Consider the following 20,509-nt stretch of genomic DNA (forward strand, 5'->3'; position numbering starts at 1 on the left):
GAGTGCTGTGTGTACTGCTGTTGTTCGCGTAGTGCTGTTGTTCGTCGCCTGCTCGCCAAACCCTCAACCTGAACCACAGGCTTAGTGTTATGTCAAGTATTCGACTGGAGGGAACGCTATGCACCGGTACCCGCATCCGCCATTAGGCGCGCCGAACGACACCGAAGAAATTGTTGTTCATGTGTCGCATGGGATTAGGACCGGTACCGAACAATCTACTTGGTCGTCGGAAGGTCCGGGCTCGAGACGTCCAGAATCTGGCCGGGCTGCGACAGCAGCGCAAGCGCCACAGCGGATTTGCGCTCGGAGTTGTCGCGATTGCCCCACACCAGCGTTCGCCCGTCGAGCAACAGCAACGACACATCCGAGATCGACGACGCACGCAGTTCCCCGACCATCCCACGCAACGGCTCGGGCAGCGAATTCAGCACTGCCAGTGCACTTTCGGTCGCTGGATCGCCGACGCCAGGTGTGTCCGTGACCAGCCGCACAGTTCCCGGAGGAGGCGGCGCGACCGCGAAGTCGACGGCCTCGTCGTCCAATAGATGTGTCCCGTCGGGCTCGTCGACGAACACCACCGCGACACGTTCGACGACGGTGACACGCACCGTCGACGGGTACATGCGCTGAACCCGAGCAGATGCCAGTGCGGGAATTCCGGCGACGCGTTGCGCCGCCGAACCGGTGTCGACGTGAACGAGCCGCTCCCCCATCGGGATAGCGAGTTCGGAGGTGATCTCCTCGGTGGACACGGACACGTTGCCGTCGACTTCGATGGATCGAACCGTCAGCAACGGCGTGAAGTAGACGGCGACGACGCCGCCCGCCACGACGGCGACGATCGCGGCCACGATCAGTAGCGCTCGGCGACGCGAGCGCGACACGCGCCTGCGTTCTTCCTCGCGAGCGACACGTCGACGCTCTCGGTCCATTGCCTCGGGAGACTTCTCGGCCGCGGCGTCGTCGGACGTGCGGTCCCGCGCCCTGTCTCGTCGACGCGGGTCGGCGTCACTTCCGGGCGAGCGGCCTGATCGCCCCGGCCGTGCATTCACTCCGATGTCCGGCGTTGCCCGATCCGGAAGTCGGTCTTCGAACGCAACGCGTCGAGTATCGGGCCTGCAAGCATCGTGACGTCGCCGGCTCCCATGGTGATGACGACGTCGCCGGGTGCTGCGAGCGAGGCCACCTGCTTCGCGACGAGCGACAGATCCGGTTGGTAGTTCACCGGCTTCGTCACTGCCGACGCGACGAGTGCGCCGGTCACACCGGGAAGCGGCTCCTCGCGGGCTCCGTAGACGTCGAGGACGACGACCTCGTCGGCCAGACCGAGGGCAGCACCGAATTCGTCGGCGAACGTCTCGGTCCGCGAGTACAGGTGAGGCTGGAACACCACGACGACTCTTCCGCGTGTGTCGTCGGCGCCTGCCGAGCTCGCGACGAGTTGCTGTGCGGCAGTGAGCACAGCGCGTACCTCGGTCGGGTGATGCGCATAGTCGTCGTACACCCGGATGCCGTGCTCGCGTCCGCGAATCTGGAAGCGGCGGTGCACGCCACCGAAGCCTGCAAGTCCGGCCAGCAGATCGTCGATGTCGGCGCCGACCTGTAGGCCGGCGGTGAACGCGCCGAGCGCATTAGACGCGGTATGACGGCCGGGCACTCCGAGCCGCAGCGTGCGCGGCTTCTCCTCGCCCGCGACGAGCAACTGTGCGACGCCGCCTGCCTCTTCCGGTTCCCATCCGAGCAGTCGAACGGCCATCTCGACGTCGCCGACATCGACACCGTCGGATCCGTACCCCAGCACCCGAACACCGGGAAGACCACGCTCGTGGACCCGTTTCGCCAACGCCGCAGAACCCGGATCGTCCATGCATGCGACGAGCACGCCGCCCTGTCCGAGTCGGGCAGCGAAGTCGTCGAAGACCTGGACGTACGCCTCGGCGGTGCCGAAGTAGTCGAGGTGGTCGGCTTCGATGTTGGTGACGATGACGACGTTCGGCGAGTACTGCAGCAACGAGCCGTCGCTCTCGTCGGCCTCGGCGACGAACACGTCGCCACTGCCGTGGTGCGCGTTGGTCCCCGCTTCGTTGAGTTCACCGCCCACCGCGAACGACGGATCGAATCCGCAGTGCTGCAAGGCAACCACGAGCATCGACGTCGTCGACGTCTTTCCGTGCGTGCCCGACACCAGCAGGGTGCGGTATCCCTCCATCAGCGACGACAGCACCGCGGGACGCAGCACCACCGGAATCCCACGTTCACGCGCCTCGACGAGCTCGGGGTTGGTCTTCGGAATGGCAGCATGCGTCGTGACGACGACCGTCGGCCCGCCCGGAAGCATGTCGAGCGCCGAGGCGTCGTGACCGATGCGCACCTGGGCACCGCGGGCGCGCAGCGCAAGGACGCCGCGGCTCTCCTTCGCATCCGAGCCGGACACCTGCCCGCCGCGGGCGAGCAGAATCCGTGCGATACCGGACATCCCTGCTCCGCCGATGCCCACCATGTGTACTCGCTCGAGCTCAGCGGGAAGCTCGGACATGTCGGTCCTTTCAGTCGTCACGTCTGCGCCGTGAGGTTCGTGTGTGCCGACGCGACGTCCAGCACGATGCGTGCAACGGTTGCTGCGGCATCACGGTGGCCGGCCCCGGCGGCTCCACGTGCCATCGCAGCGAGTCGCGCCGGATCGGTGATCAGCTCGACGATCGTCGTCGCAACGAAATTGTCGTTCATCTGTGCGTCGGTCACCAACATGCCGCCGCCGGCGTCGACGACGGGACGCGCATTCAGCTCCTGCTCACCGTTGCCGTGAGGCAGAGGCACGTAGACGGCGGGCAGACCCGTCGCCGATACCTCGGCGACCGTCATCGCTCCGGAACGGCAGACTGCGAGATCGGCCGCCGCGTACGCCAGATCCATCCGATCGACGTACGGCACAGCGACGTACGGCGCGCTCGGGTCGGTCGGGCCTACGTCGACCGTGTTCTTGGGGCCGTGCGCGTGCAGCACGGACACCTTGGCCGCGGACAGCGCGGACGCAGCGCCCGAGACGGCCTCGTTGAGCGAGCGAGCACCCTGAGATCCGCCGAACACCAGCAGGACCGGACCTTCGGCCGGCAGTCCGAAGTGCTCGCGAGCCAGAGCGCGTGAGGCGACTCGATCCAGCCCGGTGATCGTCGGGCGCACCGGAATGCCGACGATCTCGGCGTCGTCCGCGCCTCGCAGCGAGACACCTGACCCAGGAACGGCAGCGAGGACACGCGTCGCGAGCCGTGCACCCACCTTGTTCGCGATTCCGGCGCTCGCGTTCGCCTCGTGCACGACGATCGGCACGGACCGCCCCTTGCGCGCGCCGCGTGCCGCGAGATAGGCCGGCAACGCGACATACCCGCCGAAGCCGACGAGAACGTCCGCTTCGGCGTCCTTCAGAGCCTGCTTCGTTCGGCGTACCGAGGCGACGACGCGGCCGGGCAGCTTCAGCAGATCGACAGTTGGTTTACGCGGTAGTGGGACCGGTGGAATCAATTCGAGTCGATATCCGCGGGCCGGAATCAGCTTGGTCTCGAGGCCTCGGGATGTTCCCAGCGCGGTGATTCGAACGTCCGGGTCGAGGTCGCGCAGCGCATCGGCGACGGCCATGGCCGGCTCGATGTGCCCGGCGGTTCCTCCCCCGGCGAGGACGACGGACTTCGGTCTCGTACGTGCATTCACCGTCTGTATCCTCGCCCATCGGTGTGCCCGCGTTGCACCCCGGGTTGCCGTGGGGTGCGTCGTCCGGGTTCGGGGTTACGTCCACCGACAGGTGCGCGCCGGTCTCGACCAGCCCGAACACCGGCGTCGGCACGCGCAGGGCGACGTCCTTCGACGGCCCGAGACTCGAGCGGGCGTCGGCCACGTCCGTCGAGTGCCGGCCTCGACGACTGCGACCGGGCGGCTGCAGCGCGCATCGGCGAGAACGACGCGGGCATCGGCAGGCGCAGAACACGGTCGAGGCGGCTGTCGTGCCCGGCATGCAGGGCGGCGATCGCTTCGGGTTCGTGACGCGCTGCGTTGGCGATGATGCCGAACATGAGCAGGGTGATGGCCGTCGACGAACCGCCGTAGGACACGAGTGGCAACTGGAGTCCGGTGACGGGAAGCAGACCGACGACATATCCGATGTTGATCATCGCCTGCGCGAAGATCCAGGTGGTGGATCCGGCGGCGAGTAGACGAAGGAATGGATCGACCGAACGCATCGCGATGCGGAGACCCGTATAGACGAACAACGCGAAAAGCCCGAGTACGGCAATGCACCCGATGAAGCCGAGTTCTTCGCCGATGATCGCGAAGATGAAGTCGTTGTGCGCGTTGGGTAGGTAGCTCCACTTCGCGCGGCTCTGACCGAGTCCGACGCCGAACGGACCACCGTCGGCAAGGGAGAACTTGGCCTGGTTCGACTGGTAGCCGAGTCCCTGCGGATCGTCACCGGGGTTGAGCCATGCCTTGATGCGGTTGGACCGATACCCGGCGGTGAACGCCAGGACGGTCGCCGCAGCGAGACCGCCACCGACGATGATCGCGAACAATCGTGCGTTGAGACCTGCGAACCACAGCAACGACACGAGGATGATGCCGACGGCGATCGCCGTACTCAGGTTCGGCTGCAACACGATCAACGCCGCCATCAGCAGCGCCGCCGGAACCAGCGGGATCAGCAGCGACTTCAGACTCGCGTGCTCGCTGCGGCGTGACGCGAGGATGTGCGCACCCCACAACACGAGTGCGACCTTGGCGAGCTCGGACGGCTGGAACGACACACCGGCGACGTTGAACCAGCGCCTGGCGCCGTCCGCGCCTTCGGATCCGATGCCGGGGATGAGGACCATCATCAACAGCACGATCGACAGGCAGAAAAGAGGAAACGAAATCTTGCGCAGCAGGCGCACGGACATGCGGAGCGCCAAGTAGAACGCGACCACTCCGAGCGCGACACCGATGAGCTGCTGAGTGAACAGCGAGTAGGCGGACCCGTCCGCCGCGTAGGCCTCGGCGGCCGACGACGACAGCACCATCACGAGCCCGAGCAACGTCAGCAACGCCGCGATGGTGACGATCAGATGGAACGACGCAAGTGGGCGTCCCAGCCATACGCCGACTCTGGTCCGTGCCCCGGCGCGTGGCGTGGAGGTGCTCACGCCCGACCGCCCCGGTCACCGACGTCGGAACCCGTCAGCGCCAAGGCAGCGTCGGCGAAGCTGCGGCCGCGGTGCCCGTAGTCGACGAACATGTCGAGGGACGCCGCCGCAGGTGCGAGGAGCACCGTATCCCCCGGTGCGGCCCGTCGGGCGGCTTCGAGCACGACGGCCTGCATCACTTCATCAGCATCTTCAGCCACACGAGTCACACCAGCATCGTCTCCCGCCGGGTACGTAACGACGGGAACATCCGGCGCGTGTCGCGCCAAAGCCTCTGCGATCTGGATCCCATCGCGCCCGATGACGAGCGCGACGGTAAGCCGCGGAGCGATCTCGGCGACCAGCTCGTCGATCGCTGCGCCCTTCAGCAACCCCCCTGCAATCCAGACGACTCGGTCGTACGCCAGCAGTGACGATCGTGCGGCGTGCGGGTTGGTTGCCTTCGAGTCGTCGACGAACGTGACGCCTCCGAGTGTGCGCACGACCGCGTTGCGATGCGGGCCCACCTGGTACGTGCGCAACCCGTCCGCGATGTGCTCGGGCGCGATGTCGACAGCCCGCGCCAGCGCGGCGGCCGCGAGGGCATCCATGACGCCCGCAGGCCCGGCCGGGTGCACGTCGGCCACCGGCACGAGCGAGGCGTGCTCGGCGAACGCTCGGTCGACGAGGTCGGGCCCCACGACACCGAGTTCGCCGACGGACGGTTCGGTCAGTCGGAATCCCACGACACGTTCGGCAGGAGACGTCGATGCGAGCGACGCAGCGCGCTCGTCGTCGAGACCGACTACCGCGACCCGTCCCGTCAACGCACCCGCCTTCGCGAGGACGTAGCCGTCCATGCCGCCGTGCCAGTCGAGATGGTCCTCGGCGATGTTGAGCACGACACCGGCCTCCGGATGCACCGACGGCGCCCAGAACAACTGGAACGACGACAACTCGACGGCCAGAACGGCAGGGTGCGGATCTTGTTGCAGCGCGTCGAGAATCGGCAGTCCTATGTTGCCGCATGCCGCGCTGTCGATGCCGGCGGAGTCGAGAATCGAGGCGAGCATCGAGGTCGTCGTCGTCTTGCCGTTGGTTCCGGTGACGACGAGCCACTTGCTCGGTGAGCCGTACAGTCCTGCACGGTCGATCCGCCACGACAGCTCCACGTCGCCCCAGATCGGAATACCGCGTCCTGCGGCCGCCGCGAGGATCGCCGAGTCGGCGCGCAGTCCGGGGCTGGTGACGACGAGCGCGATGTCGTCGAACGCCGCTGAATCCGCCAAGAGCTCGTCCTGGTGCACTCCCCCGGCACCCCGTGCGACGGCGTTCGCAACGGCACCCGCGTCCGAATCGGTGACCAGGACACGAGCCCCGAGATCCTGCAGAGGTGTCACGGTGGCGAGGCCCGACACCCGGCCTCCTGCGACGAGTACCGTGCGTCCCCGCAGCCGCGTCAGATCCTCGTCGTCGATCGACTGTGCCACCGGGACCTACCCTCCGACTGCCGCGAGGTATTCGCTGTAGAACAACGCCAGTCCGACCGCCGACGATATCGCCGCCAACAACCAGAACCGGATGATGACGGTGGTCTCCGCCCACCCACCGAGTTCGAAATGATGATGGATCGGCGCCATCCGGAACACGCGTCGCCGACTCGACCGGAACACTGCGATCTGAATCAACACCGACGCGGCTTCCGCGACGAACAGTGCACCGATGACGACCATGATCAGTTCGGTGCGCGTCACGATCGACAGTCCGGCGAGCAGACCACCGAGCGCGAGCGAACCGGTGTCGCCCATGAAGATCTTCGCGGGGGCCGCATTCCACCACAGGAAGCCGATGCACGCGCCTGCCGCGGACGCACAGATCAACGCGAGGTCCAGCGGATCGCGGACGTCGTAGCAGCCGGGTCCCGGGCTGGTGGAGCACGCCTGGCGGTACTGCCAGAAGGTGATGACGGTGTACGCGCCGAGCACGAGGGTCATCGATCCGGCGGCCAGGCCGTCGAGGCCGTCGGTCAGGTTGACTGCGTTGGACCATGCGCTGACGAGCAGGTAGCAGAACAGAATGAAGACGACCGAGCCCATGCTAACGGTCGCGATGTCGCGCACGTAGGACAGCTGTGTACTGCCCGGTGTCAGCCCGTTCGGTCCACGGAACTGCAATGCGAGAATGCCGAAGATGACCGCCGCGAACAGCTGTCCGACGAGCTTGGCCGTCTTGTTGAGGCCGAGATTGCGACGCTTGCGGATCTTGATGAAGTCGTCGAGGAAGCCGACGAGGCCGAGCACCGTCGTCAGCCCGAGTACCAGCAGCGCCGATGCCGAGGGGCCGTCGGCGTCGTATGCGATACCGACGAGGTGTGAACCCCAGTAGCCCGCCCACAGGCCGGCGAGGATCGCCATGCCGCCCATCGTCGGAGTGCCGCGCTTCGACTGATGACTTGCCGGGCCTTCGACCCGGATCTCCTGGCCGAACCCCTGTTTCGAGAACGCCTTGATCAGAACCGGCGTCAGAAGGATCGCCACAGCGAGCGCAATGCCTCCGGCGAAGAGGATCTGTCTCACTGCATTGCCTCCGCTGTCATCGTCTGTTTCTCCCCGTCCCGCTCCACGACTGTCTTCACTGCTGCGTCCCGTCCGCGAGAAGCGCGTCCGCGACCGACCACAGGCCGACCGACTGCGACGCCTTCACCAGGACGATGTCCCCTGCGGACACCTCGGATCGGAGCACCGCGATGGCCGACGCGTCGTCGGGCACGAGCATGGACTCCTCGCCCCACGAGCCTTCCATCACGGCACCCTGATGCATCGCCCGTGTCGAGCGTCCGGACTCCACGATGATCAACCTGCTGACGTCCAACCGGACCGCCAGACGCCCGATCGAATCGTGTTCGATGATCGATTCTTGTCCGAGTTCGGCCATTTCGCCCAATACGGCCCACGTACGTCGACGCGGACCGTCGCCGGAACGGGACATCGACACGAGAGCTTTGAGCGCGGCGCGCATCGAATCCGGGTTGGCGTTGTAGGAATCGTTGACGACGGTCACCCCGTCCGTGCGTGTCCGCACGTCCATGCGCCGCACGGATGCTGCGGTCGCACCGGACAGCGCCGTCGCGATCTGTTCGAGGCTCGCCCCGCACTCGAGCGCGACTGCTGCTGCGGCGAGCGCATTGCCGACCTGGTGTTCACCGTGGACGGCGAGCGCGACGTCGACTTCTCCGTCTGCGGTGACGAGGGTGAAGTGAGCGCGAGCGTCCGAATCGAGCCGGACGTTCGTGCCGCGGATGTCGGCGTCGGGCGAGAGACCGACCGTCACGACGCGCGCCGACGTCCGCGAACGCATGCCGACTACCAGCGGGTCGTCAGCGTTCAGGACTGCGACTCCCCCGTCGGCGGCGCTCGGCAGTGCCTCGACGAGTTCACCCTTCGCGAGTGCGATGTTCTCGCGCGATCCGAATTCACCGAGGTGCGCGGTTCCGACGTTGAGCACGACACCGATGCGCGGCGGCGCGGTCCGAGCCAGCGAGGCGACGTGACCGACACCGCGGGCGGACAGCTCGAGAACGAGGTATCGCGTCGCTTCGTCGGCGCGCAGAGCGGTCCACGGGTGTCCGAGCTCGTTGTTGAACGAACCGGGAGGCGCGACGACGGACCCGAGAGGTGTCAGCACGGCCGCCAACAGATCCTTGGTCGACGTCTTGCCCGACGACCCGGTCACGCCGACGACGGTCAGTCCGGTTGTTGCGGTCAGTTCGACCACGGATTCCCGCGCCAGCGCTGCCAACGCCGTCAACACCGCCGCTCCCGAGCCGTCGTGATCGTGTTCGAGTGCCATCGCTCGGCCGTCGTGCGGCACGGGGTCGACGACGATCGCCGGAACACCGACCGGGCGCGCGGCCAACACAGCAGCGGCACCGGCCTCGATCGCGGTCGCAGCGTGGTCGTGACCGTCGACGCGAGCACCCGGCAGCGCCAGGAACAGCCCTCCGGTCGTGACCTTCCGGGAGTCGAACTCCACCGTCCCGTCGACGACTTGAGTCGGATCGGGCACGTCGTGCAGGGTTCCGCCCACCACGTCGGCGATCTGCTGCAACGTCAGCGATATCACGATGTCTCTCCGGATTCTGCGTCGATCCTGCGGTCGATGGCGTCCGCGAGAACCTGTCTGTCGTCGAACGGGTGCTTCACTCCGGCGATCTCCTGGCCGGTCTCGTGACCTTTGCCTGCAACGAGTACGACGTCACCCGTGCGTGCCCACTGCACGGCGTCGGCGATCGCGTCAGCGCGGCCGGCGACCGTACGAATCTCTCCGCGCACGAGCGGATCCACCGCCTGCGCACCGGCCGCGACGGCGTCGCGAATGGCCGCCGGATCCTCCGACCGTGGATTGTCGTCGGTGATGACGAGCAGATCGGCACCTCGGGCACCGGCGGCGCCCATCAACGCACGCTTGCCGGTGTCACGATCACCGCCGGCCCCCAGGACCACCGCGATACGGCCGCGGGTCTGTGCCTTGAGCGTCTCGATCACGGCTTCGACCGCGGCGGGTTTGTGCGCGTAGTCGACGACGGCGAGAAAGTCCTGTCCACGCTCGATGCGCTGGACTCTTCCGGGCACGTCCACGGTGGCAATTCCTGCGATCGCACGGTCGACGTCGACCCCCGCGGCTGCGCACGTGGCCACGGCGAGGACCGCGTTGGCGATGTTGTATCGGCCGGGCAGTCGAATGGAGGCCGGATGCTGCGCGCCACCGGGTTCGACGACGGTGAATCTCTGCGAACCGTCGTCGTTCGTCGTCGCACCGGACACGGTCCAGTCGGACTCCGCCGACACGGACGCCGTCACGACGGACGACCCTGCGGTCGTCGCGATCTCGGCCATTCTCTTGCCCCACACGTCGTCGACACAGACGACGGCAGAACGGGTGTGCACCGCCGAGTCACCGGAGAACAGACGCGCCTTGGCCTGGAAGTAGTCCTCGAGGGAGTCGTGAAAGTCCAGGTGATCCTGCGACAGGTTGGTGAACGCGCCTACCGAGAACACAGTGCCGTCGACGCGACCCAGCGACAACGCGTGACTCGACACCTCCATCACGACGGTGTCGATTCCGTGCTCTCGCATCACGGCGAACAGTGCGTGAAGTCGAGGCGCCTCGGGGGTGGTCAACGCGCTGGGGACACGCGATCCGGCGATCTTGGTCTCGATGGTGCCGATCAGACCGGTGACCTTGCCCGCCGCGGTCAGTGCTGCCTCGAGAAGGTACGACGTGGTGGTTTTCCCGGATGTACCCGTGATGCCGATGACCGTCATGTGCTCGGACGGATTGCCGTAGACGAGTGCCGAGATCGTGCCCAGCACCGAGCGAGGTGCGTCGTGCACCAGAACCGGAACAGGTAGTGGCGTGTACTTCTCGCGCACGATCTCCAGGCCGGCAGAGTCCGTCAGAATCGCTGCTGCGCCGCGTTCCAGTGCGTCACCGACGAACGTGGCTCCGTGTACCGAGGATCCCGGGAGCGCTGCGAACAGGTCGCCGCTGCGGATGTCCTGGGCTCGAAGGTCGACGCCGGTGACGAATCGCCCGGTCTCCGTGTCGACGGGCACCTCGGTTGCGCTCGATGCGGCCACGATGTCGTCGAGCGACGTCTGCGGAGGCCGGGACGGGCGAGAGTCCGACGGACCCAGCCGTGGGGCAGGAGCGGAGCCTGCGGAGTGACCAGGATCGACAGGAGCGGAGCCTGCGGAGTGACCAGGATCGACAGGAGCGGAGCCTGCGGAGGGACCAGGCTCATCTGCTGGCACGGGCACTGTGCTCCTTTCTGCTCGGGCTGTGGAGAGGATCGCGACGACCGAGAGACCCCATTGGATACGGTCGAACGAGGCATCGTCCGTCGCCGCGGACGAGGCCGACGAGTCAGGTTACCGGCGAGTCGGATGGCAGGGTGACACGGGACGCGTCGTTGATGCCCGATCGTGACCCGACCAGCACATTCGTCACCGTTGCCACGTACGCCGCAGCACGATCGGGCATTCGGATCGGCTGTCTAGTCGGCCTGCAGCACCAACCTGCGCCCAGGGTCGGCCGACAGCGGAACGCTGTCTCGCTGCAACATCCAGCTGGCGATGTTGTGGAACAGCGGAGCAGCCGATTGGCCGCCCGAGCCGTCGGCGCTCCGGGTCGGGGCATCGAGCATGATTCCGATCACGTACCGAGGATCGTCGGCGGGTGCGATACCCGCGAACGTGATCCAGTAGTTCGAGTTGGAATAGCACTTGCACTCGGGGTCCACCTGCTGAGCGGTGCCGGTCTTACCACTGATCTGGTAGCCGTCGACACCTGCCGCGACGCCTGTGCCGCGCTGATTTCCAGTGTCGTCCTGCGTGACGGATCGGAACATGTCGCGGACCGTCGCAGCGGTCTCGGGGCTGACGACGTACACGCCGTCGGGCTGCTCGGTCTCGGTTCGCGTGCCGTCGGGCCCGACCGTCGACTTGACGATGCGCGGCGGGATTCGCATGCCGTCGTTGGCGATCGCCTGGTACATCGCGGTCATCTGCATCAACGTCATCGACAGACCCTGTCCGATGGGCAGATTCGCGAACGTGCCTCCCGACCATTGGTCACGGCTCGGCACATTGCCCGCGCTCTCCCCAGGAAGGCCGACGCCCGTGCGCTGGCCGAGCCCGAATCGGGACAGCATGTCCGCGAAGCGATCTTCGCCGACTCGCTGCGCGAGCATCAGAGTGCCCACGTTCGACGACTTACCGAACACACCGGTCGACGTGTACGGCACGACGCCGTGATCCCACGCGTCCTTCACCGACACCCCGGACATGAAGATGTTCCCTGGCACCTGAAGAACCTCGTCGGGAGTAGTGAGGCCGTATTCGATCGCCGCCGCAGCAGTGATGATCTTGTTGACCGACCCGGGTTCGAACGGAGTGGAGACGGCAAGATTGCCCATCTCCTTGTTCCTGTCGTTGTTGCCGACGCCGATCCCCGGGTTGAAGGTGTTGTCGTTGGACATCGCGAGCACCTCGCCGGTGTGCGCGTCCTGCACGAACGCCGACGCGTTCTTCGCGCCCGACAGATCCTTCGCCAGCTGCACCTGCTGCTGCACGTAGTACTGGAGATCGGAATCGAGGGTCAGTTCGATATCGGATCCGTTCACCGCGGTCTGCTTGTCTCGCCAACTTCCGGGAATGACGGCACCGTCGGAACCGCGGTCGTACGTCTCCGACCCGTCCGTTCCGGCGAGCGTGGAGTCGAGTGCGTCCTCGAGCCCGAGAAGCCCGTGCCCGTCCCATCCGGTGGCGCCGATGATGTTCGCGGCAAGCGATCCGCCGGGGTACTCGCGGATGTCCTGGCGCTCGAGTCCGACTTCCTCGAACTCCTCGTTGATCTTGGTTGCGATCGTCGCGTCGACGCCGCGCACCAGGTACGTGAAGGTGTCGTCGCTCTTCAGCTTCGTAAGGATGTCCTTCTCGTTCGCGACATCGCCCAACGCATCGTGAAGCCCCGCAGCGATCTCTTCGAGCCGGTCGTCCGTCGCAGGCTTCGTGGGATCCTTGGCGCGAGCGTCGTCCAGTTCCTTGCGAACACGGACGGGCTGGAACGTGAGCGCCTTCGCCTCCATCGTGAATGCGATCGGCTTACCGTTGCGATCGGTGATCGAACCGCGCATCGCAGGGTCGACGAGCGTCGTGGTTCGCTGCGATGCGGCCTCGGCGGACAGGCGGGGGCCGTTGATGCCCATGATCCACACGAGTTGCAGTGCGACGACGGCGAGTACACCGAACATCAACCATCTGCCGAGACCGTGACGAAAACCGAACGACGACGCGTCGAATCGTCCCGAGCCGGGCCTGCGAGGCGGGCGTGGCGACCCCGCAGTTCGTGGAGCAGGACGGCCACCGCGTGCGCCATCGCGCGGGCGTGCACCATGGGATGCAGTGCGCGGCACAGGCTTTCGCCTCTGAGATCCGGTGGTCGGCCTCGTCACTGCCGACTACCCGTTGGACTCGCCGACGGGGTACTCATGGGAACCAATTGTTCACCCGAAGCCTCGGACAAGGCGTTATTGGAGGCATTCGGCGTGGCGGACGCTGCCGACGGAGCCGACGACGCGGCCCTCGGGGTCGCCTGGGTGGTCGAGGTCGGGTCGGAGTTCAGCTGCGAATTCTCCTGTGCCCGCACCGGATCGAGCGGTGCGACCGGTTTCCCGTCGGCCGGCGCCGGGGTGCCGATGATGGACACCGACCCGTCGGGTGCCACGACGATTCGTGCAGCGTTCGCGGCGGGAATCATGCCCTGCTCGGCAGCCTTTCGAGCGAGCTCGGGTGCCGAATCGGCAAGTTCGACGTCGCGCTGCAGCGACGCCCGTTCCTGAACGAGACGCTCGTTGTATGCCTTCGCGTCGCTGAGATCGTAGGAGTCCCCCGCCGAGCGAGTCGTGAGCAGCAACGTGAGTCCGAGACCGAGCGTGAGAAGTCCGATGATCAACGCCACGAACGGGATTCGAGCCGCGATCGACGCACCGGACAGCGAGACTCGCGCTGCCCCGTGACTCGTCGTCGGGGCGGTACCGCCATGTGTCGAGGCCCGTTGCTGACGCCGCTCGTACGCGCGCAGCGCTGCACCCGAACGCGGCGCGCCGTCCTCGGCGTTCCGACTGCGACGGGTGCGCCTGGTCCCTGCGGAACCCGCGGCGATGGTCATTCCGCTCTCCTCGCAATTCGCTCGGCTGCACGCAGGCGCACGGGCGCCGAACGCGGGTTGTCTTCGATTTCTTCGTCCGGCGCGCGCTCCGCACCACGGGTCAGAAGCTTGAATTCCGGTCCCATGTTGGGCAATTCGACCGGCAATCCTTCCGGCGACCGCGATTTGGTGCGGGGCGTGATGTGCTTCTTGACGACCCGATCCTCGAGAGACTGGTACGACATGAACACCACCCGGCCGCCCACAGCGAGAGCGTCGAGGCCGGCGGGAACCGCCTTCTCCAACGAATCGAGCTCTCCGTTCACCTCGACACGGAGAGCTTGGAAAGTTCGCTTCGCGGGATGGCCACCCGTACGACGGGTTGCCGCCGGAATGGATTCGTACAGCAATTCGACGAGCGGACCGCTCGTCGTGAACGGCGTTGTCTCCCGGCGGCGGACGATGGCCGACGCGATACGTCCCGCGAACCTCTCCTCTCCGTACGTACTGAGTACGCGGGCGATCTCACCGTGGCTGTACGTGTTGAGCACGTCCGCCGCGGTGATACCGACGGTCGGATTCATCCGCATGTCCAGCGGCGCGTCGACCGAGTAGGCGAATCCGCGGTCTGCCTCGTCGAGCTGCATCGACGACACCCCGAGGTCGAACAGGATGGCGTGCACCGTCTCGCGTTCGTCCAGGCCTGCCTCGTCGAGCGCCATCGCGATGCCGTCGTACGTGGTGTGCACGAACGTGGTTCGCGAGGAGAACTCGGCGAGACGTTCGCTTGCCAGCCGAAGGGCATTCGGATCACGGTCCAGGCCGATCAGCCGCATGGAGGGATAGGTACGCAGAAAATGTTCCGAATGCCCGCCCAGTCCGAGGGTCGCGTCGATCATGACGCCTCCCCCGTGCTCACCCGCCGCGGTCAGCGCGGGGCCGAGCAGCTCGTCGGCCCTGCCCAGTCGAACCGGAATGTGCTTCGGTGTCGACGAATCGTTCGAGTCGGTCGGAGCTCCGGACGGTTCGGGAGCGCTATCCGGGTCGGGCGATGTGTTCTCGCCTTCCACAATGATTCCTCCCGGTCTTGCTTGTGCTCGCCACGTGCTCGACGAGCTGGTCGATCGTTGATGGGCTGAATGCCTCGAGGTCCCTGTCCGATAGGGAACCTGGCGTTGGGGAAGAACGTCAGGGTCCTGATCTGCGAAACCTGGCGTCGGGGAAGTACGTCAGGGTTCTGATCGGGCAGAGGCCTCGCGGCACTCGGCATTGACCGAAGGGGTTACAAGATCCCTCCGAGGGATTCGTCGAACGCGTCGGAGAAGCTTTGCTCGCTCTCGGTGGAGTACCGAGCCCAAGCCTCGTCGTTCCAGATCTCGATGAACTCGATCGATCCGTTCACGACGACGTTTCGGTCGAGGTTTGCGTAACGACGGTGCTCGGCACTGAGCGTGATCCGCCCTTGACCGTCGAGTTGTTGTTCATCGGTGCCTGCACCCAACTGACGGATGTAGGACCGAGCCACGGGATTGGACCGCGACGCTTCGGTGAGCCGACGAACACGCTCGGCGAACTCTTCGTGGGTGTAGACAGCGAGGCTGTGATCCTGCCCTTTGCTCACCATCACACCTCCCGAGAGTGCTTCGCGAAACTTCGCCGGCAGCGTCAGCCGCCCCTTGTCGTCGAGCTTGGGCGTGTAGGTACCGAGAAACACTCGACACCTCCCGCCCGGGCTCTCCGCTGCCACCACATTACCCCACTTTCACCCACCTTCAACCCCACAGACGAGGAAATTTCTGTGACGGCGCACAAATCGCCTGGTAAAGCACGTGGAGGAAGGTGGGGGAAAATCGGCAGCGCACATGGTCAGCAGTCCAGCACCTTCACAGCCCACCTGCCTTGATTCCGTATATCCGCAGCTCAGACAGTAGAACCAGGGTGACGTTGTCACTCTGCGTCGACATCGTGGGGAGAAGTGGGGATTTCAGTGGAAGAACCCCTGCCGGTGGAGGAAAGTGGGGATTCTCGGCTTCCGTGCGAGCCCTTGGGCGATGCACGCACCCATCGCGGACCCCCGAATGCGACCGTCGGAATCGGCACGACAGACGAAAGACACCGGAGCGGTGCCTCACTGATGCGAGGCACCGCTCCGGTGTCCGATGAAGATCTTCTGTTGTGTAGTCAGCTCTCGAACAGCGAAACTCGCGACCGCACCAGAAGCGTGATCGCGAGCATCCAGTTCTTAATCTTGTTCGAACCGCCGTCGGAAGCGATCTTCCATACGAGAGGTGAAGCCCCCGCCTTTTCGGCCGGACTTGGGCTTCTGACTCGCATTACGTGGTCCCGAGGACTGCCCGGACCCACTGTCACCTGACGCGTCGCCCTGCGCTGCGGGTGCACCCTTGCGGGATCCGCCGAGAATGAACAAGACGCCCGCACCGAACATGAAGACGAAGCCGACGAGACTGATCACTGGGAATCCACCGGGCTTGAACGGCAGAGCAACCCCGGCAATCAGTAGAACAAGCCCCAGCACGAACAAAGCTGCCGCCTGGAAGCGACGTTTGCTCGATGCCGTACGCATGCGTCCACTGCGGACGTGAGACGCGAACTTGGGATCCTCGGCGTAGAGAGCGCTCTCGATCTGGTCGAGCATGCGCTGCTCGTGCTCGGAGAGTGGCACGGTACCTCCCCCTGCACAGAAATTGATAGTCATTTCGGGTGCGAAACGACGGGAAGCTGACCTTGGCGGCTACCTGGAGTCAATGATACGAGCAGAATCGACTGCTTACCACCTACTCGCTCTACGAGTTCCTGAAATTCTTCGAAGAACCCCTGCACAGGGCACGCGAACATAGGAGCGAAGTCCGTTTTGTCGTGCCGCGCACCACATGACCACGACGTCACCCTCGTGTCAGGCCGTCATCGAGCGACGCATTCCGTCCGATCGATCCAGACGAGAATCGGCGCCGATGTAGTCCTCGACGACGTGGAGGAATTTGCCTACCTCGGCGTAGAACGCATCGGCCTCCGACTCGTCGATCGATCGCGAGAGTCCGGCCTGGACCGCGGCTCGCGTGGACGAGTAGCCGGAGAAGTAGTCCGACCACGCATCGAGCTCGGGCGCTGCCTTGCTCAGCAGAACCCAGGCACTGCGGGACCGAGCGCGCGAGGGCGACACCGGGCTCACTTCGAGGATCGCAGCGGCACCTCGCAGTGCAGCCGTATAGCAGTCGAGAAATCGCTCGGTAGCGTCCGCAGCGCCGATCGACCGAGACAGGAACGCATCCGCTCTCCCGAGCAGCACCCTGGCTCGCGGCGACACCGGCGGACGTACATCGGCACGGAGAACTTGTGTGGCCATACTCGAACACCTCCTGTTCGATACGCCGTTCGTGATCACATTCCGACACGCCCGGACCATGATGAAAGCTCTAAGGTCGGAACCCGGCGAGTCTCGCTTCCCTCGAGCCCATCGCCGAATCGCCGACCGCCGGATCACCGGCATCGAACACCCGTTCGACATATTCAATATAGCTGTGCCCACCGACAAGTAGTCAAGGAAAGGTTGAGAACAGTCGACACCGACGCGGAAACGACCCCCTACCTGGTGGACCTCTCGCCCCAGGAGATCCGTCGACGCATGCCCGAGGCGTTGTCGATCTACGTCGAGGCCATGGGGTATCCGCGAGGAACGGAATACCACCGGTCGCCGATGTGGATCGAACACGTGCAGCGTCCGGGTTGGCGCGGCGTCGCGGCCGTGCTTCCCACACCGGACGCGCCGATGGTCGCGATCGCCTACGGCTACCGCGGAGCACGCCATCAGTGGTGGCACCAGCAGGTTCGTGACGGACTGCGCAGGTCCGGGTCCAGCGCCGACTACGTCGACGCCGTGCTGTCGGACTACTTCGAGCTCACCGAACTGCACGTCAAACCGACCGCTCAGGGACACGGACTCGGCGCGGCCCTCACCCGAAGACTTCTCGAGGGCCGGGAGGAACGGACCGTTCTGCTGTCCACTCCCGAAATCGCGCACGAGAACAATCGAGCATGGCGGTTGTACCGGCGGCTCGGATTCCAGGACGTTCTTCGCGATTTCACGTTTGCCGGTGATCGCCGTCCGTTCGCCGTACTCGGGCGCTCGCTGCCGATGGGTCCACCGGCGGGCCCGTAGCGTGTAAGTCGTGATCGACGTCGTCGTTGTCGGTTCGGGGCACAACGCCCTGACCGCTGCCTGTTACCTGTCCGAGTCCGATTTGTCCGTCGAAGTTCTCGAGCGCGACACGATCGCCGGAGGCGGCGTGTCGTCGGCCGAACGCTTCCCCGGTCATCGGGTGGATCGCGGCTCGTCGGCGCACATCATGGTCCGTCACACCGGCGTCATCGAGGAACTGGGACTTGCCGACCACGGACTGCGGTACGTCGACTGCGACCCGTGGGCCTTCGCGCCCGGCGCGCCAGGCACGGACGAGCCGGCACTGGTGTTCCATCGAGACCTCGACCTCACCTGCGATTCCATCGCCCGTGCCTGCGGGCATGCCGACGCGGCGGCGTATCGCCGCTTCGTCGGCACGTGGGGTCCGCGCAGTGTTCGCACGATGCGTGCGTTCTCCTCACCTCCGACGGGACCCAAACTCCTCCGGTCGTTCTGGGGGCTCGGTGCCCCGGACGGCGGCAGCGCCCTGTCCAGGGAATTCCTGACCACCGGCGATGCGCTTCTGGACCAGACATTCGACAGCGAACGACTCAAGGCAGCGCTGGCCTGGTTCGGGGCGCAGTCGGGACCACCGATGTCGGAACCGGGCACTGCGCCGATGGTCGGATTCGCAGCGCTGATGCACACGCTTCCGCCCGGACGCGCGGTCGGTGGAAGTGGAGCTCTGACCGAGGCTCTCGTCTCGAAGCTTCAGTCGACCGGAGGCTCGGTCGCCCTCGGCGACGCCGTCGTCTCCCTGTCCCGTCGAAACGACGGATGGATCACGACGACCGCGTCGGGACGGACCGTTCGGAGCCGCATGGTCGTCGCGGGTTGCCACGTACTGACGACGCTCGATCTCCTCGTCGCTGGCGGGCACGATCGAGCTCCCGTCGATGCGTGGCGACGCGCGATCCGGGTCGGGCCCGGCATCGGGATGGCCGTACGCCTGGCGACCGACGCACTGCCGCGATACGAGAGCGCCGAGAACCCGTCGGACGCCACCGGAGGGTTGCAGCTGTTGGTTCGAGATCGTGCGCAGCTGCGCCTGGCCCACGGATCTGCGTCCGCAGGCGAGCTACCCCCGAGACCCGTGGTTCTCGGGATGTCGTTCACGGCGCTCGACCCGAGTGTCGCTCCCCCTGGTCAGCACCAGGTGTCGCTGTGGTCGCAGTGGCATCCGCACACTCTGTCGGGTGGGAGGACGTGGCGTCGGGACTCGGGCCGCATCGACCCCGACGACGTGGCCGAGAGGGAAGGCGACCGCATCGTCGCCGAGATCGCCTCCTACGCGCCGGGTTTCGCCGAGTCGATACTCGCGCGCCACGTTCAATCGCCGACGGACATCGAGCGTGAGCTGGGCATGATCGGCGGCAACATCATGCACGTCGAGATGTCTCTGGACCAGATGATGATGTGGCGCCCGATCCCCCAGCTGTCCTCCCATCGTGTTCCTGGCGCCGACGGCCTCTATCTGACCGGAGCGTCGACGCATCCCGGCGGCGGAGTGTCCGCAGCCAGCGGACGCAGTGCGGCCCGGATCGCCCTCGCGGACGCACGCGCGGGAAGACTCCGTCGATGGATAAGTGACAAAGTCCGATGAAGCGGCTCGTCTGGGTTCTGGTGGCAGCTGCCTTGTCGGCTCAGATCACCTATCCGCTGGTCTCGGGAACTGCGCGGGACGTGGTGACCGTCGCGGTCGTGGGCTTTCTGGCCGCCGCAGTACTCACCCATGCTGCGGTCACTCGAGGTGTCGCCTGGGCGTCCGTCCTGTTCGTGACCACGGCAGGCATCGGAATTCTCGCCGAGATCGTCGGCACCGCGACGGGGTTCCCGTTCGGGAGCTACTTCTACGCGACCGACAGGCTGGGCCCGGACATCCTCGGCGTCCCCGCCGTCGTTCCGCTCGCCTGGACAGCCGGCTTCTATCCCATTCGCTGCGCCGTCACATACGTCCTCGAACGATCGAGCCTTTCGCCGGGGCGGCAGAGGCGTCACCGCATCGTCGCGACGGCACTCGGCATGGTCGGGTGGGATCTGTACCTCGACACCCAGATGGTCACCGACGGCCAGTGGACATGGACGTCGGACATCGCCGGGCTTCCCGGGATCCCCTCGATCCCGGTGTCGAACTATCTCGGCTGGTTCGTCACGGCGCTGGTCATGGCGGTCGTCGTCGACCTCGTCGGTGATCGCGTCGCGGGGCGTCGTCCGGTCACCTCCCCCATGTCCGACGCGGCCCCGCTGGTGCTGTTCCTCTGGACATGGCTCGGTTCGGCCCTGGCGCACTCCGTCTTTCTCGACGGTGACGAGCTCCGATTCTCGGCCGTCTACGGGTTCTGCGCGATGAGCATCGTCGGCGTTCCGTTCGTCGTGACATGGCTGCGCGAGACGAGACGCGCCACAGTGGTAGCTCCCTGACGCCTCGCCCGGGCCGCGTCTGGCACGATGT

At 66.0% G+C, this 20,509-nt stretch carries 17 protein-coding genes; 3 read left to right on the forward strand and 14 right to left on the reverse strand.

Annotated elements, in window-relative coordinates:
• Window positions 1-215 precede the first annotated feature (215 nt).
• The 14 genes from CHB96_RS18780 to CHB96_RS18845 form a co-directional block, all read right to left on the reverse strand.
• Complete coding sequence (locus CHB96_RS18780; RefSeq protein ID WP_245865861.1) at window positions 216-1,052, reverse strand: cell division protein FtsQ/DivIB; 837 nt, start codon at window positions 1,050-1,052, stop codon at window positions 216-218.
• On the reverse strand, window positions 1,049-2,536 hold the full coding sequence (gene murC, locus CHB96_RS18785) for a UDP-N-acetylmuramate--L-alanine ligase (protein ID WP_089249211.1): 1,488 nt from the start codon (window positions 2,534-2,536) through the stop codon (window positions 1,049-1,051). Before murC ends, CHB96_RS18780 begins: the two co-directional genes overlap by 4 nt.
• 17 nt (window positions 2,537-2,553) lie before the next feature.
• Window positions 2,554-3,705: an undecaprenyldiphospho-muramoylpentapeptide beta-N-acetylglucosaminyltransferase gene (murG, locus tag CHB96_RS18790; protein ID WP_089249011.1), complete on the reverse strand. Its 1,152-nt coding sequence runs from the start codon at window positions 3,703-3,705 to the stop codon at window positions 2,554-2,556.
• Complete coding sequence (ftsW, locus tag CHB96_RS18795) at window positions 3,702-5,171, reverse strand: putative lipid II flippase FtsW (RefSeq protein WP_245865863.1); 1,470 nt, start codon at window positions 5,169-5,171, stop codon at window positions 3,702-3,704. The genes murG and ftsW overlap by 4 nt, the downstream gene beginning before the upstream one ends.
• Window positions 5,168-6,640, reverse strand: a complete 1,473-nt coding sequence (gene murD / locus CHB96_RS18800; RefSeq protein ID WP_089249013.1) for a UDP-N-acetylmuramoyl-L-alanine--D-glutamate ligase — start codon at window positions 6,638-6,640, stop codon at window positions 5,168-5,170. The genes ftsW and murD overlap by 4 nt, the downstream gene beginning before the upstream one ends.
• 6 nt (window positions 6,641-6,646) lie before the next feature.
• Window positions 6,647-7,726 (reverse strand): phospho-N-acetylmuramoyl-pentapeptide-transferase, encoded by a 1,080-nt coding sequence (gene mraY, locus CHB96_RS18805; RefSeq protein ID WP_089249015.1) that lies wholly within the window; start codon window positions 7,724-7,726, stop codon window positions 6,647-6,649.
• A 55-nt stretch (window positions 7,727-7,781) separates the two neighbouring features.
• A complete protein-coding gene (locus CHB96_RS18810) occupies window positions 7,782-9,272 on the reverse strand; it encodes a UDP-N-acetylmuramoyl-tripeptide--D-alanyl-D-alanine ligase (protein WP_089249017.1) in 1,491 nt (496 codons plus the stop codon).
• Window positions 9,269-10,846, reverse strand: coding sequence for a UDP-N-acetylmuramoyl-L-alanyl-D-glutamate--2,6-diaminopimelate ligase (locus CHB96_RS18815; RefSeq protein WP_089249213.1), 1,578 nt, complete (start codon window positions 10,844-10,846; stop codon window positions 9,269-9,271). The genes CHB96_RS18810 and CHB96_RS18815 overlap by 4 nt, the downstream gene beginning before the upstream one ends.
• Window positions 10,847-11,205: 359 nt before the next feature.
• Window positions 11,206-13,125 carry a peptidoglycan D,D-transpeptidase FtsI family protein gene (locus CHB96_RS18820; RefSeq protein ID WP_176444365.1) on the reverse strand — a complete coding sequence of 640 codons (1,920 nt, stop codon included), beginning with the start codon at window positions 13,123-13,125 and terminating at the stop codon, window positions 11,206-11,208.
• Between the two features lie 35 nt (window positions 13,126-13,160).
• Window positions 13,161-13,880, reverse strand: a complete 720-nt coding sequence (gene ftsL / locus CHB96_RS18825) for a cell division protein FtsL (protein ID WP_245865865.1) — start codon at window positions 13,878-13,880, stop codon at window positions 13,161-13,163.
• The gene (gene rsmH, locus CHB96_RS18830; RefSeq protein ID WP_245865891.1) at window positions 13,877-14,836 is read right to left on the reverse strand and encodes a 16S rRNA (cytosine(1402)-N(4))-methyltransferase RsmH; all 960 of its coding nucleotides are present in this window, start codon (window positions 14,834-14,836) and stop codon (window positions 13,877-13,879) included. The genes ftsL and rsmH overlap by 4 nt, the downstream gene beginning before the upstream one ends.
• Window positions 14,837-15,141: 305 nt before the next feature.
• The gene (mraZ, locus tag CHB96_RS18835; protein WP_089249023.1) at window positions 15,142-15,573 is read right to left on the reverse strand and encodes a division/cell wall cluster transcriptional repressor MraZ; all 432 of its coding nucleotides are present in this window, start codon (window positions 15,571-15,573) and stop codon (window positions 15,142-15,144) included.
• 528 nt (window positions 15,574-16,101) lie between these two features.
• Entirely contained in the window at window positions 16,102-16,542 is a 441-nt protein-coding gene (locus CHB96_RS18840) for an SCO2097 family morphological protein (protein ID WP_089249025.1), read from the reverse strand.
• 231 nt (window positions 16,543-16,773) lie between these two features.
• Window positions 16,774-17,223 (reverse strand): SAV_6107 family HEPN domain-containing protein, encoded by a 450-nt coding sequence (locus tag CHB96_RS18845; protein WP_089249027.1) that lies wholly within the window; start codon window positions 17,221-17,223, stop codon window positions 16,774-16,776.
• Window positions 17,224-17,427: 204 nt separating this feature from the next.
• Here CHB96_RS18845 and CHB96_RS18855 point away from each other — a divergent pair, with 204 nt between their 5' ends.
• The 3 genes from CHB96_RS18855 to CHB96_RS18865 are packed head-to-tail and all read left to right on the forward strand — an operon-like array spanning window position 17,428 to window position 20,478.
• On the forward strand, window positions 17,428-18,036 hold the full coding sequence (locus CHB96_RS18855; protein WP_089249031.1) for a GNAT family N-acetyltransferase: 609 nt from the start codon (window positions 17,428-17,430) through the stop codon (window positions 18,034-18,036).
• A 10-nt stretch (window positions 18,037-18,046) separates the two neighbouring features.
• A complete protein-coding gene (locus CHB96_RS18860; protein ID WP_089249033.1) occupies window positions 18,047-19,660 on the forward strand; it encodes a phytoene desaturase family protein in 1,614 nt (537 codons plus the stop codon).
• Complete coding sequence (locus tag CHB96_RS18865; protein ID WP_089249035.1) at window positions 19,657-20,478, forward strand: carotenoid biosynthesis protein; 822 nt, start codon at window positions 19,657-19,659, stop codon at window positions 20,476-20,478. Before CHB96_RS18860 ends, CHB96_RS18865 begins: the two co-directional genes overlap by 4 nt.
• Window positions 20,479-20,509: the final 31 nt, after the last annotated feature.

The organism is Rhodococcoides kyotonense, from assembly GCF_900188125.1.
Classification (GTDB): Bacteria; Actinomycetota; Actinomycetes; order Mycobacteriales; family Mycobacteriaceae; genus Rhodococcoides; species Rhodococcoides kyotonense.